We start from the raw sequence: 15,503 nt of genomic DNA, 5'->3' as shown, positions 1-15,503 counted from the left end.
GGCTTCTTACGATGTCCGATTCCACTTTCCCCCAGAACCCGCAGAGCCCACAGAACCCGTATGGCCCCGAGGGGGCGTATGTCTCCGAGGGGTCGTATGGGTCCCAGAATTCGCAGGACTCGCTGGGGCAGCAGTCTTACCAACACAACCCGCAGGATCCGCTCGGTCAACAGTCCTACCCGCAGGGTCAGTCGGCAACTGGGCAGGTGCCTCCGGCGCCGAAAGAAAAGAAGAAGGGTGGCTGCTTCAAATGGGGCGGTATCGCCGCGGGTGCTGTTGTGGTCCTCGCTGTGGCGGCCAGCTTGACCGGTGGAGGCGATGCCGATTCGGGCGGCGATTCTGAAGCTGCATCTCTCTTTGGTTCGGATACTGCAGTTGTGGCTGATTCTGGCTCTGTTGAGAATGCCGATTTCGCTGAGGACCCTGGGGTAGCTGTCGATGAGCGGGACGGTACAGAGAAGCAGGAAAAGCAGGATGAGAAAGTTCCGACCGAGCACAAGAATGCTCTCCGCAAGGCAGAGATTTACGCAAATCGTATGCACATGTCGAAGGCCGGTATCTATGACCAGCTGACCTCGGAGTATGGCGAGAAGTTCTCACCGGAGGCTGCCCAGTATGCAATGGAAAACCTCGAAGCGGACTGGAATAAGAACGCACTGGAAAAGGCGCGAATCTACCAGAACTCGATGGCAATGTCCCCGGATGCGATTTACGAGCAGCTGACGTCGGAATACGGCGAGCAGTTCACTCCGGAGGAAGCTCAGTACGCGGTGGATAACCTGTAGCAGCGGGCTTCGTTTGTTGATGATGCCAATTGGCCAGAGCCCAGTTGGACGCATGCTGCAAAAGGACGGCTTCCGCTTCACCAGAATGCATTTGCTGCACACTGAACGGCTGCTGGTGAAGCGGAAACTGACTTGGCTGTTTTAAGCGTGACCTGGCAGTTGAGCGACTGTTGGCAGCACAACTTCGGCACGGTGCAGATCGTGCCGGGAAAAATGTGGATCAGATTGCTGATTACGCATATTTCTCTAATGACTCGTGGATGATTGGTGCTGCTGAAGGCGAGCCAGAGGGTAGCCCTACGTACTTTGTGGCAATAGATGAAAGGATTATCGAAAAGTCACATCGCGAATTAAAAGAGATAATTCGGTTTGCATCCAATGCTGTAGAGATTGCTTTGTAGGTTAGTTCCTGCATATTGATCCAAAGAATCAATACCATCGGCAAATGGGTATCACGATAATTGTGAGGGTGTCGCCACCAATCTTTGTGAGGGACGAAGTCGTCTTGCCCGTACCACCAGCACATCCTGAAGAAATTAAGCAGGCGGTGATGACCACGTTCCGTTTGGTGAAGGTTACGTGCACAAATGATATCAACGTGCCGACCATGTCAGATTCGGCCGGACCTGCTGACGACTGGGCAGGCTGCAAATAATAGGGTAGCCATCCGGCTACCCCGGCAGTCGAATGGCTGGAAACATAGTGTTTTAATGCGTTAACTTAATTGTGTACCTGGATTGTCTATAGGTTGTCCAAAGGGGTTCTTTATGCAGAAGAAGATTCAAAGTCTTGTCAACAGGTTGTTGGCCGGGATTGGGGTAGCATCTCTATGTCTGGTGCAGTTACCCTCACCTGCACATGCTGAAAGTATTGAAGAACTCGCTAAGCAAGGGGTTCTCGAATGGCGAATTAAGCCAGATATTCCCAACGAGAATCCGTTGAACTCTGTACCCATGTCGTGGAACCCCGATTCGGGGCTTCCTCCATTTGCAGCGTGTGGTCCAGCAACCGACACATTCAAAACGGTAGCAAGCTGGAAGTATGTTGATTTAGGAACGCCGCAAGACTTCATGCACGCAAATGAAATCACGTTGCGCTGTGGAGATGCTCATCACGGATTAAAGCACATTCGACAGAATCATCCTGAATGGTCAACGCTCGCAGACATTGAAGGAAAGGACGGGGATTCACTAATCCGGATTGCGATTGATGCTGCACTGGAGAACACTACGTGGTCAAAGAGAGTTGAACCTTCAAGTCAGAATCGTGATGGTAAGTTTTGCGCGTCCGCTCAAATTTACTTAGTTGATAAGATCCGAGGGATAATTGTAAAGACACTTGAACCATCAATCTTTGTCGCCGAACATGGCCACCACGTTATTACTGCCTACCCCACCAATACGTCGAGGTGTAAATAGTATGGGGTTTGCACAAAAATTTATCGGTGCTCTTGAGGCAGATCCCCATGTCGATGCTGACCATGCTGCTTTTATCGGATCTGACGGCGATGCTGTTTTGATTCGATACCGGGGCCGGGATTTGCAGTGGCAGATTCCTGTGCGAATCAATGAACCTGGTTGGCAAAAAATGGACTATATTACAAGTAGCTTTGATGGTGTAGATTTTGGTCTCTTCTTAGATGAGGAGCTTTATAAACTGAACGAAAAGGAGTGGATTAAACCGGAGTTGCACCTTAGTGATGACACAGGGAAGTGGCATTTGGTAGAAACAGCTAAGACCTTTACCTAGTCTGGGCAGTCTTCACCGCAGTAATCACTAACTCCAATCATCAACCCCGTCACATTTGGTGAACTGCTCCCCATTAGTTGGACTGAGAAATCAGTTACCGACTAGTGGGGAGTAGTTTTCTTTGAGAGCACGAAGTTCGCTAAGTGAGCAGCAGCGTGAACAGTTAGTGGAGTGTTTCGAGCAGGGCATGGGGTGCAAACAGCTGCCAATTCCCTCGGGGTCTCCAGACACGCCGTGCAGAGTCTCTACCGTCGGTTTGTGCTGCGTGGCAGGCTATGTCCCCTGGAGAAACCGACAAAGCAGCAGTACTCGTTCGAGATCAAAAAGGAAGTTGTCGAGCGTCACCTTGCTGGCGAGACAGCGATGGATTGGGAGATTCGCAGGCGCTACCGACAGCCCGGAATCCACCGACCGAGACATAAATCAAGAATCTTTGCCCCGCTGGTTTGAGCTGTTCGGAAATTCCGAACAGCTCGCTGGCGGGGCGTCTTTCATTCCTACAAGGAGGGCTGGGCAACGATACTGTTTTCGAAAAGTGTGATTCCACAGCCGAACTCTTGGGATTGGAAATCCTGCTCCTTTACGGTGCAATTGCGTGGTGCGTTCGTGGCTCATTTTTGGTGCAAAATACCCGTGAAAGTGCGTGAAAAAGAGTGAAAGATAGTGAATACTCAGACAACCAAAAACCCGCCCCCACCAGGCTAAAAGCCAGGTGAAAGCGGGTTTTCAAATCGTGCCCCCGGTGAGACTCGAACTCACACTGGACGGGTTTTGAATCCGTTGCCTCTGCCAATTGGGCTACAGGGGCGCAAAGCCGTCGATAAGCGAAAACGCTCTATCGAAGCGACTTTGACTAGTTTAGTCCATCGACCCCAAAATAGAAAAACGGCGCTGCGCATAAGCGACGACGCTGACGATTGCGGCGCCGAGAATGAACAGTCCGAGGGCGAGTCCCCAGTCGGAGCCAATGCCCTGGAGCTCGTTGTTTTCGGTCTGCCACGGCCAGAGAGCGCGCAGCGAACCGAGCATGAGGCCGGACATGGCGACCAACGTGAGCGCCTGGTGCGTACTCAGCAGCCATTCGAGGAGGCGGATGAACAGGACGATGCCGATCAGTGCGCCGACGAAGAAGGTGCCGATGTAGGCGAAGTCGCGGTCGTGAATTGCGCCCATGGTCGGTGCGTAGAGGCCAATGACCAGTAGGAAGAAGGAACCGGAAACGCCCGGCAGAACCAGCGCGCACACGGCAATCGAGGCGGCGATGAGTACGAGCCAGAGAGGCGGCTGCGTCGGCGCGGCCTGTGGCAGGGAAGTGAGCGCGAACAGGGCGATGCTGAAAAACAGGAAGACAGCGATGGCCTTGCCGCGCATGCCCGGCTGACGCAGAGCGCCTGGCTGTAGCTCGTTCAGCGGCATGGTAATCGAGGCGGCGATCATGCCCATGAACAGTGCTCGGGAAGCGACTGGCTGGTTGGTGACGAAGCTCTCCATGACGCCTGCCATGGAGAAGACCACGGCCACCATGCCGATAGCCGCCGGAATGAGCAGCCACCAGTCGATTCTGCGCAGATCCTCCTTGAAGGTGCCCTTCGACATTGCCCGCGGCAGGTCAGTGATGCGCTTTGCCGATTCAATCAGGCGTCCGTAGATGCCCGTGATTAGCGCAAGCGTGCCGCCGGAGACCCCCGGAATCGTCTCGGCGAGACCAATGAGGCCACCGCGAACTGCGTTGGCGATGACACCCAGCGGGGTCGGCTTCGGGATTTCAGAGTAGGGGCTCGTGGTCGGCAGCGTGGTCGACTCTGCGCCAGGAGCGCTCGTATTTTCAGTAGACATCGCAGGCCATTGTATGTCTTCCACCTGAGAAGAAGCGTATTTCCGTGTGTGTATTAGTGGCTTCGGGGTGCGATTAAGGACACAAAATAAAAAAGCAGCGCCTGGGGCGGCGCTGCTGATTCAGTGAGTTACATAGGAGATGGCGGTGGCAGTGGGCGGTGGGCAGTGGAGCTGGTTCCTTAGCCGTGCTCGGTCATTAGCCGTGTTCGATAATCTGCTGCAGGCAACTGCCCAGGGCCTCCACCGAAATCCTCGGCGCGTTCGCCTCATCGATCAGGCCAGTATCAGAAAGAACTAGGTATCCGACGCAGAGGGAAATAGCCATCTGGCTGCGGTGCACAGCAGCATCGTGGCTAACGTCTTCCGGTCCGTCCTCTTCGGCGCGGCGAATCAAATCATCTGCAACAGCTTCATTGAAACGCTCGGCGATGACTTTTGCAGTTTCCTCGGAGTCGAGGGATCCGACAATCAGCGGGATCATGGACTGTCCGGCCATTCCTTGACCAGTCAAAATAGCGCTGGCCATCCGCTGGCCAAGTTCATTGAAGGGAGCTCGGCTGAACGTGCCTTTGAACTGGCTGAAGTCAATCAGTTCAGCCAGGAGGCCTTCTTTGGAGCCGAAGTACTTGATGATGAGCGGCGCGCTAACGCCCGCATCGCTGGCAATTTCCTTCAGCGGCACGCTTCGCAAAGGCTTGCGCGCGAAGTGCCGAGCTGCAGCCGCGATGATGCGCTCGCGGGTGGACTGGGCACTCCGTTGGAAATCGGTCGAATCGAACTCACTCATGCTGAAGAGTCTAAAGCCATGAAAGCGTAACTACGCCAATTGATTTCAGGCGCATGCGCAGGACGTGGCGATATGTTTTCGCGGCCACCTCAAAGAGGGGGTAATTCCTAGGTGCCTCATTTGAGGTGGGTTCCGTGCATGTTGTTGAACAATCGCTGGAAAACAGGGAAAAACTCCAGGAAAATAAGGCGAATATTAAAGTTGGATTACAGCATTTCGGAAACTGCAACCAAGTGCCAAGCGATGCTCGGGAGGTTCAATCTTGCGAATCACTGTTCAGGTGGACTAAGGGGCTGCTGAACCCGTTTCAAAATACAGCCTGATTACCGTAATTATTGTTCACTGAAGCTGACCGGCCAACAGCTCATCCTCCGCAGCTCGCGATTCCTCAGCGCGTATCTCAGTTTTCCTACGCTGCTCAATATTTTCCTACACTGGGATGTCATGAAGAAGACCCTCATGCTTATCGACGGTCATTCCATGGCCTTCCGCGCGTTCTTTGCCCTTCCGGTGGATAATTTCTCAACCACCGGTGGTCAGACAACGAACGCGGTGTACGGCTTCCTTTCTATGCTGTCCAATATCCTCAGCGAGGAAAAGCCCACGCACGTGGCGGTCGCCTTCGACGTCGCCCGCGAGACCTTCCGCAACGAGATCTTCCCGGAGTATAAGGCCCAGCGTGAGAAGACTCCTGAGGAATTCCGTGGTCAGGTGCCGCTTATTCAGCAGGTGCTGAAAGAGATGGGCATCGTCACGCTGGAGAAGGACAACTACGAGGCCGACGACATTATCGCGACGTTGGCTACCCAGGCCAAGCCTGAGGGCTTCGAAACGCTCATCGTCACCGGTGACCGTGACTCGTTTCAGTTGGTCAATGACACCACGACGGTGCTTTATCCAATGCGCGGTGTCACCACGCTGCATCGCTTCACGCCTGCTGCTATCGAGAAGAAGTACGGTCTGACGCCGACTCAGTACCCGGACTTCGCGGCTCTTCGCGGCGACCCCTCCGACAATCTCCCGGGCATTCCGGGTGTCGGGGAGAAGACCGCGACGAAGTGGATTGTTCAGTACGGCACACTGGCAAACCTCATCGACCACGCTGACGAAATCCGCGGCAAAGTCGGCGATAACTTCCGCGAGCGCGTCGCAAACGTCCAGCTGAATCGTGACATCACCGAAATGGTCAAGGACCTGCCCTTGCCGTATGGTCCGAACGAGCTCGAGCTCCGTCCCGCCGACGCCCAGGGAATCATCGATTTCTTCGACCGCCTCGAATTCGGCGATAATCTCCGCGAACGCGTGTTCCGCATCCTTTCCATCGAAGGCGCGGGCGTCACCGCTTCCACCAGCGAAAGCGCGACAGAGCTCGAGGCTGTTTCGCTTGACGACGGCGCCCTGGCTGCCTGGCTCGGTGAACTGCACGAGCCGGCCGCGTTGCAGGTCGGGGAGCACACCCTGATGATTGGCTCCGCCGATGAGAAGGGCAAGACCTCCGGTCAGGCCGTTTCTCTCGACTTGGGCGAGCTTTCCGCCGAAGATGCCGACGCACTGCGTGAGTGGCTCGCTGGCGACCACCCGAAGTTGGTGCATGACTCTAAATCGGCCATGCATGTGCTCTGGAACTACGACTTCGAGCTGGTAGGGGTCATCCACGACACCTTCTTGGCCGCGTATCTGCTGCGCCCAAGCCAGCGCAGCTACAGCTTGGACAACGTTGTCCAGCGGCACCTGGGCCAGACTCTCTCGCAGGCCGATGGCCAGATGACCCTGCTCGACGGCCCGGCCGAAGACGCTTCCCATGTCGCCGCCGTCATCGACCTGGCTGAGCGATTGGCTGTCGAACTCGACGAAGCCGGGCTCTATAGTGTGTATGCCGACCTGGAAGTTCCGCTCGCTCCAGTGCTTGGCCGGATGGAACGTGCCGGTATTGCTGTGGATGTCGATGCTCTCGAGGAGCTCCGCAAGCAGGCGCAGGCGGCTACCGATGACGCGGAGAGTGCGGCTCGCAACCTCGTCGATAAGCCTGAGCTGAATCTCGGATCGCCGAAGCAGTTGCAAGAAGTGCTGTTTGACCAGCTGGGAATGCCCAAGACGAAGAAGACGAAGACGGGCTATTCCACGGCGGCGAAGGAAATTGAGGGACTGGCAAAGGTCAACCCGCATCCGTTCCTGGATTACCTGCTGAAATTCCGTGAGTCGCAGAAGATGAAGTCGACCGTGGAGGGGCTGATTAAGGCCGTCGCCGATGATGGCCGTATTCATACGACTTTTAATCAGACGGTCGCGGCGACGGGGCGTCTGTCGTCGACGGAGCCGAATCTGCAGAACATCCCGGTGCGCACGGAGTTCGGCCGACGGATTCGTGAGGCGTTCGTGGTCGGCGAGGGCTATGCGCAGCTAATTACCGCCGACTACTCGCAGATTGAGATGCGCGTGATGGCGCACCTGTCGCAAGATCCGGGGCTGATTGAGGCCTACCGGCAGGGCGAGGACCTGCACAACTACGTCGGTTCGAAGGTATTCGGCGTCGGCATTGATGAGGTTACGCCTGAGCTTCGTCGTCGTGTCAAAGCGATGAGCTACGGACTGGCTTATGGTCTGAGTGCCTTTGGTCTGGCTCAGCAGCTCGACATTCCGCAGCGCGAGGCGAAGAAGCTAATGGAGGACTACTTCGAGCGATTCGGCGGCGTGCGCGATTACCTGCACAAGGTTGTTGAGCAGGCGCGCAAGGATGGCTTTACCGCCACGATGTTCGATCGTCGTCGCTACTTGCCGGAGCTCAATGCCGACAACCGCATCGCTCGCGATAACGCGGAACGCGCGGCATTGAACTCGCCGATCCAAGGGTCGGCGGCAGACATTATTAAGATTGCGATGCTCCGGGTCGACGATGCTTTACGACGGGGCGGGTTGCGCTCACGTGTCCTCCTGCAGGTTCATGACGAACTGGTTGTTGAAGTTGCAGATGGGGAAGAGGCGGCCATTAAGGAGCTGCTGCATCGTGAGATGGACTCGGCGGCTGAATTGTTGGTGCCTTTGGATGTTTCCATCGGTGCTGGTGTGAACTGGGATACTGCTGCGCATTAGTGGTGCGAAGGCTGGGTAGTGGTCGCGGCCGGCGGACTTTTTGCGGACTCGCCGAGGGTGTGTTGCGAACTTGAATGCCGCAGCTCAAATCGGTATTGTTCGCTAAGTATGCATTAGCGTGCCGACTTTGCCGCCTCGAGCTTCATGGACATCGGGTTAACTAATTGCCAATGGCGAGATTCGCCGAAAGCGGATTTGGCCCGGTTCACCAGGAGTTTCTTTGGGGGGGCAAGGCCGAAATTGTCCGTTTTTCGATTTCTATCCGCTTCGGAGCACATCTTATATGTCCACTTCTAACGTCCCTCAGGTTGCCATCAACGACATTGGCACCGCTGAGGATTTCCTGGCCGCTGTCGACTCGACGATGAAGTACTTCAACGATGGTGACATCGTTGAGGGCACCGTCGTTAAGGTTGACCGCGACGAGGTTCTTCTCGACATCGGCTACAAGACTGAAGGTGTCATTCCTTCCCGCGAACTGTCCATCAAGCACGATGTCGACCCTGACGAAGTGGTCGAAGTTGGCGATGAGATCGACGCGCTGGTCCTGACCAAGGAAGACAAGGAAGGCCGCCTCATCCTGTCCAAGAAGCGCGCTCAGTACGAGCGTGCTTGGGGCACCATCGAGCAGCTCAAGGAGAACGACGAGCCGGTTACCGGTACCGTCATCGAGGTCGTCAAGGGTGGCCTGATTCTCGACATCGGCCTGCGCGGCTTCCTGCCGGCTTCCCTCGTCGAGATGCGTCGTGTCCGCGACCTCCAGCCGTACATCGGCCAGGAGATCGAGGCCAAGATCATCGAGCTCGACAAGAACCGCAACAACGTCGTTCTGTCCCGCCGTGCATGGCTCGAGCAGACCCAGTCTGAGGTCCGCTCTGAGTTCCTGCACCAGCTGCAGAAGGGCCAGGTCCGCAAGGGTGTCGTTTCCTCCATCGTCAACTTCGGCGCATTCGTCGATCTCGGCGGTGTTGACGGCCTGGTTCACGTTTCCGAGCTGTCCTGGAAGCACATCGACCACCCGTCTGAGGTTGTCCAGGTTGGCGACGAGGTCACCGTCGAGGTTCTCGAGGTCGACCTGAACCGCGAGCGCGTTTCCCTGTCCCTGAAGGCTACCCAGGAAGACCCGTGGCGCGTCTTCGCCCGCACTCACGCAATCGGCCAGATTGTTCCGGGCAAGGTCACCAAGCTGGTTCCGTTCGGTGCGTTCGTTCGCGTCGAAGAGGGCATCGAGGGCCTGGTTCACATCTCCGAGCTGGCTTCCCGCCACATCGACGTTCCGGACCAGATTGTCTCGGTCGACGAGCAGGTCATGGTCAAGGTCATCGACATCGACCTCGAGCGTCGTCGCATCTCCCTGTCCCTCAAGCAGGCTGACGAGGACTTCACCGAAGAGTTCGACCCGACCAAGTACGGCATGGGCGACTCCTACGACGAGCAGGGCAACTACATCTTCCCGGAGGGCTTCGACCCGGAGACCAACGAGTGGATGGAGGGCTTCGAGACCCAGCGCGCAGAGTGGGAGGCTCGCTACGCAGAGGCAGAGCGTCACCACCAGCTGCACGCTGCCCAGATCGAGCGTCACCGCGCTGCAGCTGCCGAGGCTGCAGAGACCGCTTCGAACTACTCCTCCGAGTCCGGCGAGGCAGCTCCGGCTGCTCCGGCCGCACCGGCTGCAGACAACGCTGGCGGCACCCTGGCTTCCGACGAGCAGCTCGCTGCTCTGCGCGAGAAGCTGGCTGGCAACTAAGCTAGACCGCTAAGGGCTTATACTCCCTTTCAGAAATGGCCCCGGCGAGGTTTTCCGCGCCGGGGTTTTTCGTGCCTTCTTTGCGTTACGACGGGCACCTGCTCGGCCTTGTTTTTATGGCGGCGGCTTGGGTGCTTGCTGCATCTTTGGTCCTGGTGCTGGGGCCTCGGACTATGAAGGCGGCACCGCTGCAGCCTAAGGCGGGCTTGCGCTTCACCAGAAGTGGCTTGCTGCACATTAACCGGCAGCTGGCGAAGCGCAAGCCGTCCTAATGGTCCTAATGGCCCTGGTGTCCCTGGCCCTGTCGATTTTGGTGGCTCTGGTTGTCCTGACCGCCGTTGGCAGCTTGTCTCTCTACCCATATGATTGGTGGCATGACAACAAATAATGAAGCTAACCAGGTAGAGGACTCCGCACACTCCGCCGGTGGGGTGTACTCCCAGGAGGGTAAGGACTTTAATCGCGACACCCGCTATATCAACGACCGCATTGTTAAGACCGGTCGCGACGTAGGCGAGGGGATTAAGACGTGGCCAGTCGAAGCTGGTCGCTACCGCCTCATCGCAGCTCGCGCCTGCCCGTGGGCGCATCGCACACTTATCGTTCGCAGGTTGCTCGGCTTGGAAGATGCAATTTCAGTCGGAATTCCAGGGCCAGTGCACGATGCCCGCTCCTGGACATTCGACAAAGGGCCAGGTGGTCGCGACGAAGTACTCGGCTACGAGCGCCTGCAGGAGGCATTCCTCAAGCGTTTCCCGGACTACCAGCGCGGTATTACTGTTCCGGCCATCGTCGAGATCGACTCGGGCGAGGTTGTGACCAATGACTTCCCCCGAATCACCTTGGACTTCATTACCGAGTGGACCGAGTTTCACCGTGACGGCGCCCCGGATCTCTACCCGGAGGAGCTGCGTGCGGAAATGGATGAGCTTATGCAGTTCATCTACACCGAGATCAATAACGGTGTCTACCGCTGCGGCTTCGCGGGTTCGCAGGACTCTTACGACAAGGCTTACGACCGGCTGTTCAGTGCCCTAGACAAGGTTTCTGAGCGCTTGGAGACCCGCCGTTACCTCATGGGCGACCACATCACCGAGGCCGACATTCGCCTTTACACAACCCTCATCCGCTTCGATGCCGTCTACCACGGCCACTTCAAGTGCAACCGGAGCAAGGTTTCCGAGATGCCGGTTCTATACAACTACCTGCGTGATCTCTTCCAGACTCCGGGCTTTGGTGACACCACTGACTTCGTCGATATCAAGCGCCACTACTACGAGGTTCACCGCGATCTCAATCCTTTAGGTATTGTCCCGAGGGGCCCGGAGCTCTCCGACCTGCTCCAGCCGCACGGCCGTGAGGCCCTTGACGGCAGCCCATTCGGTGCCGGCACCGCCCCGGCCCCAGTAAACCCAGATCCCGTTGAAGAGAGCCACCGCATTGAGAATCTCGTCGTAAAGCACTAACGTGCGGGAGCGTGTCCACGTACCCTTAGAGACATGCTCAAAGTAGGACTAACCGGTGGCATGGGCAGTGGGAAATCTACGGTCGCCCGTAGGTTTGCCGAGCTCGGTGCCGTCATCATCGACGCTGATCAGATTGCTCGCGACGTCGTCGAGCCCGGGGAACCGGCACTAGCAGAACTCGCCGAAGCCTTCGGCGAGGGCATTTTGCTTGACGACGGCTCCCTCAACCGCGGCGAACTTGCGAAGCGGGCCTTCGTATCCGCGGAGAAGACGGAGCTGCTGAACTCCATCACCCACCCGTGTATTGAGCAGCGCACCGAAGAGCAGTTCAACGCGGCAGGTGACGCCATCATCGTGTTTGACTCTCCGCTGTTGATTGAAATGGGGCAGTCTGAAGCACAGGACCTCGTCGTGGTTGTGCATACCCCGGTGGAGGTCCGTCTCGACCGTCTGGTGGAAAGCCGCGGTGTAGACCGAGAGGATGCGAAGCAGCGCATCGCTAAGCAAATCAGCGATGACAAGCGCCTGCAGTTCGCCGACGTGGTTCTGGAAAACTCAGGTACCGAGGAGGACCTCGTGCACCAGGTCGACCGGATTTGGGAGCGGATTATTCAGCCGCTGAATCAGATTCGTCAGCTGCAGGCCGATCAGCAAGATAATCCCGCAGTCGCGCGATAGCCTCCTCAATCACCTCGGCGCGCTTGCAGAAAGCGAATCGCACCAGGTAGCGGTATTTTTCTGACTTCGGATCATCGACAAAAGCGGTGACGGGGATGGCTGCGACGCGGCATTCCTTGACCAGCCGGGTGCAGGTCTCCAGGGCGTCGCCAAGCCCCCAGCTCGAGACATCGGCGACGACGAAATACCCTGCCTGCGGCGTGAAGACGTCGGCGCCAAGGCCCTCCAACCCATCGGCGAGGAGCCGCATGTAGCCCTCGAGCTGACCCGCCAGCTCGTCCACCCATGGGGCACATTCCTGCAGGCCACGGGCGACTGCGGGCTGAAGGGGAGTGGCGCCGACATAGCTCAAGAACTGCTTGGCCTTGACCACGCCATCGAGTAGGTTAGCCGGAGCGAGCGCCCAGCCAATCTTCCAGCCGGTGACGTTAAAGGTTTTTGCGGCGCTGGACACGACAATGGTGCGCTCACGCATGCCAGGCAGAGCGCTGATGGAAGAGTGTGACAATCCGGTGAAGTACAGGCGTTCGTAGACTTCGTCGGCAAGCACGAGTAGATCGTTTGCGATGGCGACATCGGCGATGGCCTGCAAGTCCTCGTCCGTGAGGACGGTGCCGGTGGGGTTGTGCGGCGAATTGATGATGATCATGGCCGTTTTAGCGGTGACGGCATCGGCAAGCGCGCTGCGGTCGAACGACCAGGAGCGCGCCGTGCCGAAGGCTGCGGGGATGAGCGACACCGCGGTATATGTGCAGTTAGCCAGTGCGATGGCGGCTTTGTACGAGTCGTAGTACGGCTCGATGACGATGACGTGACTGCCGGGTTCGAGATGCCCCACGGCGGTGGCGGCAATCGCCTCCGTGGCACCGACCGTGACGAGGCATTCGGCGTCGGCATCGTAGACCTGCCCCGTGCGGCGGGCGCGATCGGCGACGATGGCATCGCGGAGCACCTTCATGCCGCGACCGGGGCCGTACTGGTTATTTCCGCTGGCAATCTGATGCTGCGCCTCAGCGAGCACCTCCTCCGGCCCATCCCAATCGGGAAAGCCCTGCCCAAGATTGATTGCCTCGTGCTCAGTGGCGAGGCGGGACATGGTGGCGAAGATGGTCTCGCCGAAGGGGCGCAAGCGGGAAACGGTCATGGTTTTACTGTAGGCGGAATCTCATGAGTTCGAAGCATGAAGCTGCAGGATGTGATGGTCGTCAGTCCGCGAAGCTGTGTACACCAGCTTTGGCGTGCCATCTCTGAGCGCTACAAATCGAAGCGACAATTCTAGATAAGAGCTTCAGATATTCTGTGCATTCTCTTCCTTTTAAAAAATAGTCTTTACCGCATGCAAGATTGGTCGTGGTACGCCCTTGAGGCTGCCAAATTGGTACAGCTGCGTGGCAGAGTTCCAGAAATTATCGCAGTTATACTAATGCTGCTGACTCTCGGGTTTCTCCTTTGGCTGGTTGCAAAGGGGAACAGCTCTAGAAAATCGGGACTAATTCAAGTTTGCGCGATTGTAGCGGCTGTCTCTGTGGTGAGCACCATCGGCTGGTATGTGCTTAATAAGGTGTGGCGACCGATCCCGGACTACATCGGTATTGAAGTTTTCGGACCATTCGCATCTGGCTTGTCCGGCATCGTTGCTCTAGTTGTAATTGCGTTTTCCAAGAAGCCTAGGCGCATCATTGCGGGTCTTCTCGTCTGCTCATTATCAGTACTCGGCGCCTATGCCGTTCCCAATATTCACTATGGCACGTATGCAAACTTGGCCCAGGTGCTACGCGGACCAGGCAAAGTGCAGGCTTTTGGCGAGGTAGATGGGCTCGCGCCGGTCGCGGATGTTTATCGTCCCGGTGACAGTGAGTCGGCAAAACAAACATCCTTGGAACAACGGTGGCGGCCACGTCAAGCCGAAAATATAGGTACTGATAGTAGCGTTCTCGTTCAAGCCGATATCCCTGCTACTAATTTCTCTCCGCGACCCTCCATCGTCTACCTTCCTCCGGCATATTTTACTCGACCGCGTCCGCTGCTGCCTGTGCTTGTGCTAATGCCAGGACAGCCGGGTACGCCTAAGGATTGGTTGGTAAACGGTGACCTAAAAAACACTATGGACCGCTTTGCTGAGCAACACAATGGATTGGCGCCGATTGTGGCGATTGCTGATCAGCTTTCTTCGAGCTTCAAGAACCCGCTCTGCTCCGATACTGAAAATGGGGCGGTCGCAACCTATCTGGAACATGACGTACCGGCGTGGCTAGAGGAACACTTCCAAGTAGACACTCGACCGCAATCGTGGGCTGTTGGCGGATTGTCCAATGGAGGTACCTGCGCAATGCAGGTTCTCAGCCGTAAAGGTGGGCCGTACCGCACCGTTTTGGACATGTCGGGTGAGGAGTTTCCAAATCTGCACAACCTTGAGACGACTATCGACAAGGGATTTGGCGGTGACAAGGCCGCATTTGAGGAAAACAATCCACTTTCGATTTTTTCCTCGGGAGAGGATTTCACCGGGTATTCCGCATTTTGTTCCATTGGCGATAAGGAACCTAGAGACGTCATCGAAGGGCTCTGGAAAGTCTGCCGAGCCGGGCATAGCCAGGGAATGGACGTACAGGAGCGCACCTATTCTGGAACGCACGAATGGAAGGTGTGGGAGAAGTCGCTTGACGACGAGCTTCCCTGGCTCGCGGCGAAAATGAATCTTATTCGGACGCCGAGCCACTAAGTCGCAAGACTACTAAATATGTTTCCCAATACGCCATTAAAAGTGGGCTGTCTGTTTAGATCAACTTCGAGATAAAAGATTGGATTTCAAGGATATGGCGCTACAATCGTTATTTCAGTGGCTTAGGGCGCACGGAAAAATCTTGAAGATTGTTTTCTATATTGCGATAATCTCCATTATCGTGCTTGTCGCTCGTGACCAGTTTGCCGCTATTTCAGGAAGCCAACTTCGAGAAATATTTGTTGATACGTCGATGCACGTAAATGCAATCATCATGGCATTGGGACTGATTGCGTTCAGCGCGACGGGGCTCTACGATTTGGTCGCTTCCAAATACGCCGGTGTGGAGGTGTCACCGCGCGAAGCGTTGAAAATCGGTTGGATTGCGCAGGCCTTTAATAATTTTGCCGGATTTGGCGGTCTCACCGGAGGTACAATTCGCGCAAAATACTATACCTGGGCGAGTGCGGACCGAGATAAGTCCATTGGAGTTTCGGCCAGTGTGTGGGCTGCCAACCTACTTGGATTATTCGTACTGTTGGCAATAACTTTGCCGTACGCAGTGCATTTCGATGGCTGGTTAATTATCGTCGCGATAATCTCATGTATGTATCTACCGCTGTTTTTCTTGGCGGACAGATTG

General features: G+C 56.4%; 14 protein-coding genes and 1 tRNA gene. 11 read left to right on the top strand and 4 right to left on the bottom strand.

What is annotated here, in order from left to right:
- Positions 1 to 11 precede the first annotated feature (11 nt).
- From CORAM0001_RS04060 to CORAM0001_RS04050, 4 genes are all read left to right on the top strand, one after another.
- The gene (locus tag CORAM0001_RS04060) at positions 12 to 785 is read left to right on the top strand and encodes an Ltp family lipoprotein (protein WP_005510407.1); all 774 of its coding nucleotides are present in this window, start codon (positions 12 to 14) and stop codon (positions 783 to 785) included.
- A 170-nt stretch (positions 786 to 955) separates the two neighbouring features.
- Positions 956 to 1,186, top strand: a complete 231-nt coding sequence (locus CORAM0001_RS04055; protein ID WP_141752720.1) for a hypothetical protein — start codon at positions 956 to 958, stop codon at positions 1,184 to 1,186.
- A gap of 366 nt (positions 1,187 to 1,552) precedes the next feature.
- A complete protein-coding gene (locus CORAM0001_RS11270) occupies positions 1,553 to 2,203 on the top strand; it encodes a hypothetical protein (RefSeq protein ID WP_005510325.1) in 651 nt (216 codons plus the stop codon).
- A gap of 1 nt (position 2,204) precedes the next feature.
- Entirely contained in the window at positions 2,205 to 2,534 is a 330-nt protein-coding gene (locus tag CORAM0001_RS04050; protein ID WP_005510359.1) for a hypothetical protein, read from the top strand.
- A gap of 734 nt (positions 2,535 to 3,268) precedes the next feature.
- On the opposite strand, the gene CORAM0001_RS04045 is transcribed toward CORAM0001_RS04050, so the two are convergent.
- The 3 genes from CORAM0001_RS04045 to CORAM0001_RS04035 form a co-directional block, all read right to left on the bottom strand.
- A tRNA-Leu gene (locus CORAM0001_RS04045) sits at positions 3,269 to 3,342 on the bottom strand.
- A gap of 50 nt (positions 3,343 to 3,392) precedes the next feature.
- Positions 3,393 to 4,370, bottom strand: coding sequence for a DUF368 domain-containing protein (locus tag CORAM0001_RS04040; protein WP_005510371.1), 978 nt, complete (start codon positions 4,368 to 4,370; stop codon positions 3,393 to 3,395).
- A 196-nt stretch (positions 4,371 to 4,566) separates the two neighbouring features.
- Positions 4,567 to 5,157 carry a TetR/AcrR family transcriptional regulator gene (locus CORAM0001_RS04035; protein WP_005510346.1) on the bottom strand — a complete coding sequence of 197 codons (591 nt, stop codon included), beginning with the start codon at positions 5,155 to 5,157 and terminating at the stop codon, positions 4,567 to 4,569.
- A gap of 459 nt (positions 5,158 to 5,616) precedes the next feature.
- On the opposite strand from CORAM0001_RS04035, the gene polA reads away from it, so the two are divergent.
- From polA to coaE, 5 genes are all read left to right on the top strand, one after another.
- On the top strand, positions 5,617 to 8,247 hold the full coding sequence (gene polA / locus CORAM0001_RS04030) for a DNA polymerase I (RefSeq protein WP_050773590.1): 2,631 nt from the start codon (positions 5,617 to 5,619) through the stop codon (positions 8,245 to 8,247).
- A 283-nt stretch (positions 8,248 to 8,530) separates the two neighbouring features.
- Positions 8,531 to 9,994: a 30S ribosomal protein S1 gene (rpsA, locus tag CORAM0001_RS04025; protein ID WP_005510285.1), complete on the top strand. Its 1,464-nt coding sequence runs from the start codon at positions 8,531 to 8,533 to the stop codon at positions 9,992 to 9,994.
- Between the two features lie 71 nt (positions 9,995 to 10,065).
- Complete coding sequence (locus tag CORAM0001_RS04020) at positions 10,066 to 10,266, top strand: hypothetical protein (RefSeq protein WP_005510377.1); 201 nt, start codon at positions 10,066 to 10,068, stop codon at positions 10,264 to 10,266.
- Positions 10,267 to 10,368: 102 nt separating this feature from the next.
- Positions 10,369 to 11,460, top strand: a complete 1,092-nt coding sequence (locus CORAM0001_RS04015) for a glutathione S-transferase family protein (RefSeq protein ID WP_425265857.1) — start codon at positions 10,369 to 10,371, stop codon at positions 11,458 to 11,460.
- Positions 11,461 to 11,493: 33 nt separating this feature from the next.
- On the top strand, positions 11,494 to 12,138 hold the full coding sequence (gene coaE, locus CORAM0001_RS04010; protein ID WP_050773589.1) for a dephospho-CoA kinase: 645 nt from the start codon (positions 11,494 to 11,496) through the stop codon (positions 12,136 to 12,138).
- Here coaE and CORAM0001_RS04005 read toward each other — a convergent pair.
- Entirely contained in the window at positions 12,068 to 13,282 is a 1,215-nt protein-coding gene (locus tag CORAM0001_RS04005) for an aminotransferase class I/II-fold pyridoxal phosphate-dependent enzyme (RefSeq protein ID WP_005510297.1), read from the bottom strand. The two genes, coaE and CORAM0001_RS04005, sit on opposite strands and share 71 nt — an antisense overlap.
- Before the next feature lie 192 nt (positions 13,283 to 13,474).
- Here CORAM0001_RS04005 and CORAM0001_RS04000 point away from each other — a divergent pair, with 192 nt between their 5' ends.
- The gene (locus CORAM0001_RS04000) at positions 13,475 to 14,860 is read left to right on the top strand and encodes an alpha/beta hydrolase (protein WP_005510337.1); all 1,386 of its coding nucleotides are present in this window, start codon (positions 13,475 to 13,477) and stop codon (positions 14,858 to 14,860) included.
- A gap of 94 nt (positions 14,861 to 14,954) precedes the next feature.
- Positions 14,955 to 15,503 (top strand): putative bifunctional lysylphosphatidylglycerol flippase/synthetase (locus CORAM0001_RS03995; protein WP_208854629.1); only part of this gene is annotated, 549 nt, incomplete at its 3' end.

The organism is Corynebacterium amycolatum SK46, assembly GCF_000173655.1.
GTDB lineage: Bacteria > Actinomycetota > Actinomycetes > Mycobacteriales > Mycobacteriaceae > Corynebacterium > Corynebacterium amycolatum_A.
The sequence above is the reverse complement of the archived record's forward strand: the minus strand, read 5'-3'. Positions and strand labels throughout refer to the sequence as shown.

Bases quoted from the DNA above. Each gene is read 5' to 3' on its own strand.
- coaE (WP_050773589.1), top strand. From the start codon at position 11,494: ATGCTCAAAGTAGGACTAACCGGTGGCATGGGCAGTGGGAAATCTACG.
- CORAM0001_RS04060 (WP_005510407.1), top strand. From the start codon at position 12: ATGTCCGATTCCACTTTCCCCCAGAACCCGCAGAGCCCACAGAACCCG.
- polA (WP_050773590.1), top strand. From the start codon at position 5,617: ATGCTTATCGACGGTCATTCCATGGCCTTCCGCGCGTTCTTTGCCCTT.
- CORAM0001_RS04050 (WP_005510359.1), top strand. From the start codon at position 2,205: ATGGGGTTTGCACAAAAATTTATCGGTGCTCTTGAGGCAGATCCCCAT.
- CORAM0001_RS04040 (WP_005510371.1), bottom strand. From the start codon at position 4,370: ATGTCTACTGAAAATACGAGCGCTCCTGGCGCAGAGTCGACCACGCTG.
- CORAM0001_RS04015 (WP_425265857.1), top strand. From the start codon at position 10,369: ATGACAACAAATAATGAAGCTAACCAGGTAGAGGACTCCGCACACTCC.
- CORAM0001_RS04035 (WP_005510346.1), bottom strand. From the start codon at position 5,157: ATGAGTGAGTTCGATTCGACCGATTTCCAACGGAGTGCCCAGTCCACC.
- rpsA (WP_005510285.1), top strand. From the start codon at position 8,531: ATGTCCACTTCTAACGTCCCTCAGGTTGCCATCAACGACATTGGCACC.
- CORAM0001_RS04000 (WP_005510337.1), top strand. From the start codon at position 13,475: ATGCAAGATTGGTCGTGGTACGCCCTTGAGGCTGCCAAATTGGTACAG.
- CORAM0001_RS11270 (WP_005510325.1), top strand. From the start codon at position 1,553: ATGCAGAAGAAGATTCAAAGTCTTGTCAACAGGTTGTTGGCCGGGATT.
- CORAM0001_RS04005 (WP_005510297.1), bottom strand. From the start codon at position 13,282: ATGACCGTTTCCCGCTTGCGCCCCTTCGGCGAGACCATCTTCGCCACC.